5 protein-coding genes are annotated in these 6,542 nt (G+C 66.4%); 3 read left to right on the top strand and 2 right to left on the bottom strand.

All coding sequences use genetic code 11. The annotated features are described in order from the left end of the window. A partial coding sequence (locus tag AB0C15_RS32460; protein ID WP_357358566.1) for an RICIN domain-containing protein occupies positions 1-254 on the bottom strand: 254 nt, incomplete at its 3' end. A gap of 671 nt (positions 255-925) precedes the next feature. Next, positions 926-2,008 (bottom strand): Zn-dependent alcohol dehydrogenase, encoded by a 1,083-nt coding sequence (locus tag AB0C15_RS32465; protein WP_357358568.1) that lies wholly within the window; start codon positions 2,006-2,008, stop codon positions 926-928. A 261-nt stretch (positions 2,009-2,269) separates the two neighbouring features. Between AB0C15_RS32465 and AB0C15_RS32470 the strand changes: the two genes are divergently transcribed. The 3 genes from AB0C15_RS32470 to AB0C15_RS32480 all read left to right on the top strand — a co-directional run. Beyond that, complete coding sequence (locus tag AB0C15_RS32470) at positions 2,270-3,466, top strand: cytochrome P450 (RefSeq protein ID WP_357358570.1); 1,197 nt, start codon at positions 2,270-2,272, stop codon at positions 3,464-3,466. Between the two features lie 10 nt (positions 3,467-3,476). After that, the gene (locus tag AB0C15_RS32475) at positions 3,477-4,688 is read left to right on the top strand and encodes an acyltransferase (RefSeq protein ID WP_357358572.1); all 1,212 of its coding nucleotides are present in this window, start codon (positions 3,477-3,479) and stop codon (positions 4,686-4,688) included. A 202-nt stretch (positions 4,689-4,890) separates the two neighbouring features. Then, positions 4,891-6,542, top strand: a 1,652-nt coding sequence (locus tag AB0C15_RS32480) for a Clp protease N-terminal domain-containing protein (protein ID WP_357358574.1), incomplete at its 3' end; no start/stop codon positions are given.

A 6,542-nucleotide genomic window follows, 5' to 3' on the forward strand; every position in this document is an offset into this window, starting at 1 on the left:
CGGGTCCACTGGGTGATCCGCGCACCGTCGTTCGTGGCCAGGTTGTACACGTCCAGGGCCTTGCCGCTGTTGCGGTTGACCAACACGTACCACGCGCTCGTGTCGACAGTCGCCGCGGCGGCGGGTGACGACACCACTGCCACGGCGGCGCCACCGACCATCAACGCCGCCGCGCTGGCGGCGACGATGCGGGGCAACCACCGACGCCGCCGCGGCGACGTTACGATTGATGCAGACCTATCTAGGGCAGACATGATCCTCCTCCAGTGACCAAGAGCCGAACGGCCTGCCCGAGGGTGGGCGTACCGCGACGCGTGGCCGAGGGCGTAGGCGTCAAGAAGTTAGCGTTAACAAGACGCCGGCGAGCCCTGGCGCACGCCTGATTCGAGATCGACGAGGCAAGGCTTGCCCGGAAAGCCGAGGTGTCGTCGTCCTTAGGCATCGACTGTGAGCGATAACATGGCGTTCGTCAAGACGTAACGTGCTGGGAACATCAGCCACCGTCGAACCCGGATCTTGGCGAAAAATGTCGCGCGCCGACTTCCCGCAGGCATCGGCCCAGATCCCGGCTCGGACCAGTGCCGCAGCACTTGAAGGAGGCCCCACGAGCACGTTAACATCGACGGTTGTTCATTGCTCTCGATGCCGACGGGCCTCAGCCCTGCACTCTGACCGTTCCGGCCCAGCCGGCGGGAGGACGGCCGGCTGGGCCGGACCGCCCGGGCCATCCGCAACAGCGCGATGCGTTGGCGCGGGCATCGGACCGATCGGCATGCGTCGGCAGCCCTCGACCGAACCGGACCGCGTTGGGCCACGCCAACGACGCCCCGCCCATGCAACGGATCGCCGCAGCGACGGGCGGAGCGTCAGAAGTGTGCGGACACGGGCACCACCAACCTCACGGTCACCCGCCCCGGCCCCCGACCTAGTCGAAGAGCACCACTTGGCGGATCACGTCACCCTTCTCCAGTGCGGACACCGCGTCGTTCAGTTCCTCGAACTGGATGCGGCGGCTGATCAGGCTTTCGATGTTCAACCGACCCTGGCGAAAGAGAGCGACCAGGCGGGGCAGGTCGCGACGGAGGTCGGAGCTGCCGTAGACGCTGGGCACCAGATTACGGGCGCGGAAGAGCAGTTCGAACGCGTTGATCTGCACCAGGTCGTCCGCCGAGCCGGCACCGACGATCACGGTGTCCCCACCACGCCGGGTAACGTCCCAGGCGGCCTGAATGGTTGCGGCCTGGCCGACCGCCTCGAAGACGTAGTCGAAACCCCGCCCACCGGTGACAGCGTCATGGGTGGCGCGCAGGTCCTCCGGGGTGATCGCATCGGTGGCCCCGAACTCCATCGCGATACCGTGCTTGCCCCGATTGGGGTCGACGGCCACGATCCGCGCCGCGCCGGCGATGCTCGCACCTTGCACGACGGAGAGCCCCACACCACCCAGCCCCAGCACGGCCACCGACGATCCCGCTCGGACCCGAGCGGTGTTGATCGCCGCCCCGACGCCGGTGGAGACGCCGCATCCGAGCAGTGCGGCGTACTCGAACGGGATGTCGTCGTCGATCCGTACGGCCGCCTCCCAGGGGACGACGATCTGCTCGGCCCAGGTGCCGGTGCCGGCCATGCCGAAGGCAGGCGTATCGCCGACCGCGAACCGCGCCTTGCCGAAGAGGTCCGACATGTAGGTCATGCAGAGGTGGGCGTCGCCGTTGACGCAGTCGGGGCAGCGCCCGCAGGCCGGAATCCAGTTCACCACGACGTGGTCGCCCACCCGGACCCCGGTCACGCCCGGACCCACCTCACTGACGATCCCAGCACCCTCGTGGCCGACGATCATCGTGCCCTGGCTGGGCAGACCACCGGCCACCACGGACAGGTCCGAGTGACACACTCCGGTGGCCTTGATCTGAATCTTCACCTCGCCCGCGTCCGGCCCCAGGGCAGTGACGTCGTCGCGGAGATCCAGGGACGGACCGCCGCCCGGGTGCAGGACCGCTGCTCGCACTTCGCCCTCCAAGGCTGTCGGTAGACGGTTTACCAAATTGCCCGCGCCACGAATAACTCCATTTCGACGCGCAATCAAACCTAAAGGACTGAAACTCAGGCAGGCAAGGCCACTCGTATTGACGGCAACGCAACGTCCGTGGCACCTGTCGCTAACGCTGCACCGACATCGACAAACGCAGCATTGCTCGCTTCTCGGGCACCGAATAATGTGCAGACAAAACCGATACGCACAACTCACTCAGTAAACGTGAGGACGAGCATGGCGCCCACTGACGAAGCCCGCCCCTATCCGTTCCACGCGGATGAAGCGCCACCGATCCACGAGCAGTACGCCCGCCTGCGTCGCGATGCCCCGCTGAGCCTGGTCCGAATGCCGTTCGGGGACGAGGCGTGGTTGGCGACCCGCTACGCCGACGTGAAGTGCGTGCACAGTGATCCCAGGTTCAGCCGCGCCATGGCGAGCGAGCGCGACCAGCCACGGGCCTTCCCGGTGATGCCGGAGGAGAACATCCTCGGACTGGATCCACCCGACCACAACCGATTGCGTCGGTTGGTCTCACGGGTTTTCACGACGCGGCGGGTCCGGGTGATGCGCCCGTTGATCCAGCGCGTCACGGACGACCTGCTGGACCGGATGGCGGCAGAGGGGCCGCCGTGGGACCTGGTCGGCGACTTCAGCGTGCCGCTGACGATCGGGGTGATCAGTGATCTGTTCGGCGTACCCGAGGTGGACCGCCAGCAGTTCGCGCAGTGGTCCGAGGCGATGACGGCTACCGCCTCGATGCCTCCGGAGGTGGCCCAGGAGCATGTGCGGCAACTACAGGAGTACGTCGCGGATCTGTTCATCCAGCGCATGTCCGCGCCTACCGACGACCTCATCGGCGCTCTGATCGAGGGCTACCAGGCGGACTCCCGGGTGGACGAACACGAGGTGATCACCCTGGCGCGGTTGATGCTGGCCACTGGCCACGGCAGCGTCAGCTACCAGCTCGCGCACTGCTCGTACCTCCTGCTGACCCATCCGGCGGAGCTCGCGCGGCTGGCGAAGCAGCCCGGTCTGATCAATCTCGCCGTCGAGGAACTGCTGCGGTACGCGAAGACCGACGAGGCTGCCGTCTTCGCGCGCTACGCGACGCAGGACGTCCGGGTCGGCGAGACGGTGGTCAAGGCCGGTGAGGCGGTCCTGCCGTCGCGCATCTCCGCGAATCACGACGACACGGTGTTCGCCGAGCCCGAAGTGCTCGATCTCGCCCGGACTCGAAACCCACACCTCGCCTTTGGGCACGGGCCGCATCACTGTCCGGGCGCCCACCTGGCCCGGGCGGAGTTGCAGATCGCCCTCGGGTCACTGGTGTCCCGCTTTCCCACGCTGCGACTGGCGGTCGAACCGGAGGATGTGAAATGGGAGTCCGGCGGTCTGGCCCGCGAGATCAGCTCTCTTCCGGTCGTCTGGTGACCACGTCGCCATGACGGAAGATCCGGTTACCAGACGACTGCCCTCTCTCACCGGCCTGAGATTCTTCGCGACAACACTGGTCTTCGCCTGCCACATTGCGGTCATCACGCAATTCATTGGTGGCTCGCTCGGCACTTTCGTCGCGTCCGCCTTTCCACTCGCCGGCCCGTACGGAGTCGGCTTCTTCTTTGTCCTCAGTGGTTTCGTACTGACCTGGACCGCCCGAGAGTCGGATCGCACGACGAGTTTCTGGCGCCGGCGTGTCGTCAAGATCTATCCAAGTCATCTGGTGACCTTCGCCCTGGCCGCCGTGCTCACCGTCGTGGCAGGGCGGGCCACCGGCCTCCTGGACTGGGTGACGAACCCCCTGCTGTTGCACGCCTGGGTGCCGAGCCTCAACACCAGCACCTCGTTCAACGGGGTCAGCTGGTCCCTCTCCTGCGAACTCTTCTTCTACCTCGCCTTCCCACTGCTGCTGCCGCTCCTCGACCGGATCCCGGTCAACCGGCTCTGGTGGACGATGGCGGCGTTGGCCGTCCTGATCGCCGGAGCCGCCGTGATCGCGCAGTTCCTGGTGAACGACCAGCCCCGGTTGACGATCATCGCCGACGGTTCGCTGTCGTTTGGTCAGATCTGGTTCGTGTACTTCTTTCCGCCGGTGCGGGCACTCGAGTTCGTGGTCGGCATGACACTCGCCCGGATCGTGCTCGCCGGTCGTTGGCCGCGAATCGGCCTGCTCCCCGCGGCGGGCATCGCGGTGGCGGGTTACGGGTTCGTCCTGACCGCACCCTATTTGTTCGCCACCGGTGGGCTGGCTTCGCTGTGGTTCGTGCCGCTGATCGCCGCGGCGGCCACCGCCGACCTGCGGAATCGACCATCCCCGCTTCGTCATCGGGCCATGGTGCGGTTGGGGGAGCTGTCGTTCGCCTTCTATCTGGTGCATTGGATGGTGGTCATTGCCGGTGCGCAGGTGATTGGCGCCGAGACCACATTCGGACCGCTCGGCTCGACAGCAGCGGTCGCCGCGCTCTTCGGCGTCGCGCTGGCGTTGGCCTGGGCATTGCATCAGGGGGTGGAGATGCCGATGGTGCGGCGGTTCGGACGCCATCGCCCGGCGGTCGAGGCCGACCGACTGGAGCTGACACCCGACCTGGTCAGCGGCCCGACATCGGCCGTTCGGCGGTCTCGACGTACCGTCCGGAGCGGAACACCGCGCCGGTAGTCGCTCGCGGCACCGGTGTCGATCCACGTGATGCGTTAGTATTTCCTTGGGTAGAGCGCCTGCCCGCGCCACGAGTGGCTGCCCACGCCGACCATTGCGACGTGGCCAAGAGTCTCAGACTCAGCGCAACGATCTTCGCTTCGGTGCGTTCAAGTGCCGTCCGTCGACGGGCAGCGTGGGAGCCCGTGAGGGGCGTGAGGGCATGTTCGAGCGGTTCACCGACCGAGCGCGACGGGTTGTCGTCCTGGCCCAAGAAGAGGCCCGGATGCTCAACCACAACTACATCGGTACGGAACACATCCTGCTGGGCCTGATCCATGAGGGTGAGGGCGTCGCGGCAAAGGCCCTGGAGAGCCTCGGCATCTCCCTGGAGGGCGTCCGCCAGCAGGTCGAGGAGATCATCGGCCAGGGCCAGCAGGCGCCGAGCGGGCACATCCCGTTCACGCCGCGGGCGAAGAAGGTGCTGGAGCTGTCGCTGCGCGAGGCGCTGCAGCTCGGGCACAACTACATCGGCACGGAGCACATCCTGCTCGGGTTGATCCGTGAGGGCGAGGGCGTCGCCGCCCAGGTGCTGGTCAAGCTCGGCGCCGACCTCAACCGGGTCCGCCAGCAGGTGATCCAGTTGCTTTCCGGCTATCAGGGCAAGGAGCCGGCCGCTGCAGGCGCCGCGCCGGGTGAGGCCGCGCCGTCGACCAGCCTGGTGCTGGACCAGTTCGGCCGCAACCTGACTCAGGCCGCGCGTGAGGGCAAGCTCGACCCGGTCATCGGGCGGGAGAAGGAAATCGAGCGGGTCATGCAGGTGCTCTCCCGCCGGACGAAGAACAACCCGGTTCTGATCGGTGAGCCCGGCGTCGGTAAGACCGCCGTGGTGGAGGGCCTGTCCCAGAAGATCATCAAGGGTGAGGTGCCCGAGACCCTCAAGGACAAGCAGCTCTACACGCTTGACCTGGGTGCGTTGGTGGCTGGTTCGCGGTACCGGGGTGACTTCGAGGAGCGCCTCAAGAAGGTGCTCAAGGAGATCCGCACCCGCGGTGACATCATCCTGTTCATCGACGAGATTCACACCCTGGTGGGTGCGGGTGCCGCCGAGGGCGCGATCGACGCGGCGAGCATCCTCAAGCCGATGCTGGCCCGTGGCGAGCTGCAGACCATCGGCGCTACGACAAGTGACGAGTACCGCAAGTACGTCGAGAAGGATGCGGCGCTTGAGCGCCGGTTCCAGCCTGTGCGCGTCGAGGAACCCACCCTGGAGATGACGATTCAGATCCTGAAGGGTCTGCGGGATCGTTACGAGGCTCACCACCGGGTTTCGATCACGGACGCAGCCCTGGTGGCTGCCGCAACTCTGGCCGACCGGTACATCTCCGATCGTTTCCTGCCGGACAAGGCGATCGATTTGATCGATGAGGCCGGTGCGCGGATGCGGATCCGTCGGATGACCGCGCCGCCGGACTTGCGGGACTTCGACGAGCGGATCGCTCAGGTGCGTCGTGACAAGGAGTCCGCGATCGACGCGCAGGACTTCGAGCGTGCCGCTCAGCTGCGGGACAAGGAGAAGCAGCTCCTGGGTCAGAAGGCGCAGCGGGAGAAGGAGTGGAAGGCCGGTGATCTGGACGTCGTCAGTGAGGTTGACGACGAGCAGATCGCTGAGGTGCTCGGTAACTGGACCGGTATTCCGGTTTACAAGTTGACCGAGGAGGAGACCTCGCGTCTGCTGCGTATGGAGGACGAGCTGCACAAGCGCGTCATCGGGCAGGAAGACGCGGTCAAGGCGGTGTCGAAGGCGATCCGGCGTACCCGGGCGGGTTTGAAGGATCCGAAGCGCCCGTCGGGTTCGTTCATCTTCGCCGGCCC

The sequence above is a fragment of the Micromonospora sp. NPDC048835 genome (assembly GCF_040649995.1).
Classification (GTDB): Bacteria; Actinomycetota; Actinomycetes; order Mycobacteriales; family Micromonosporaceae; genus Micromonospora.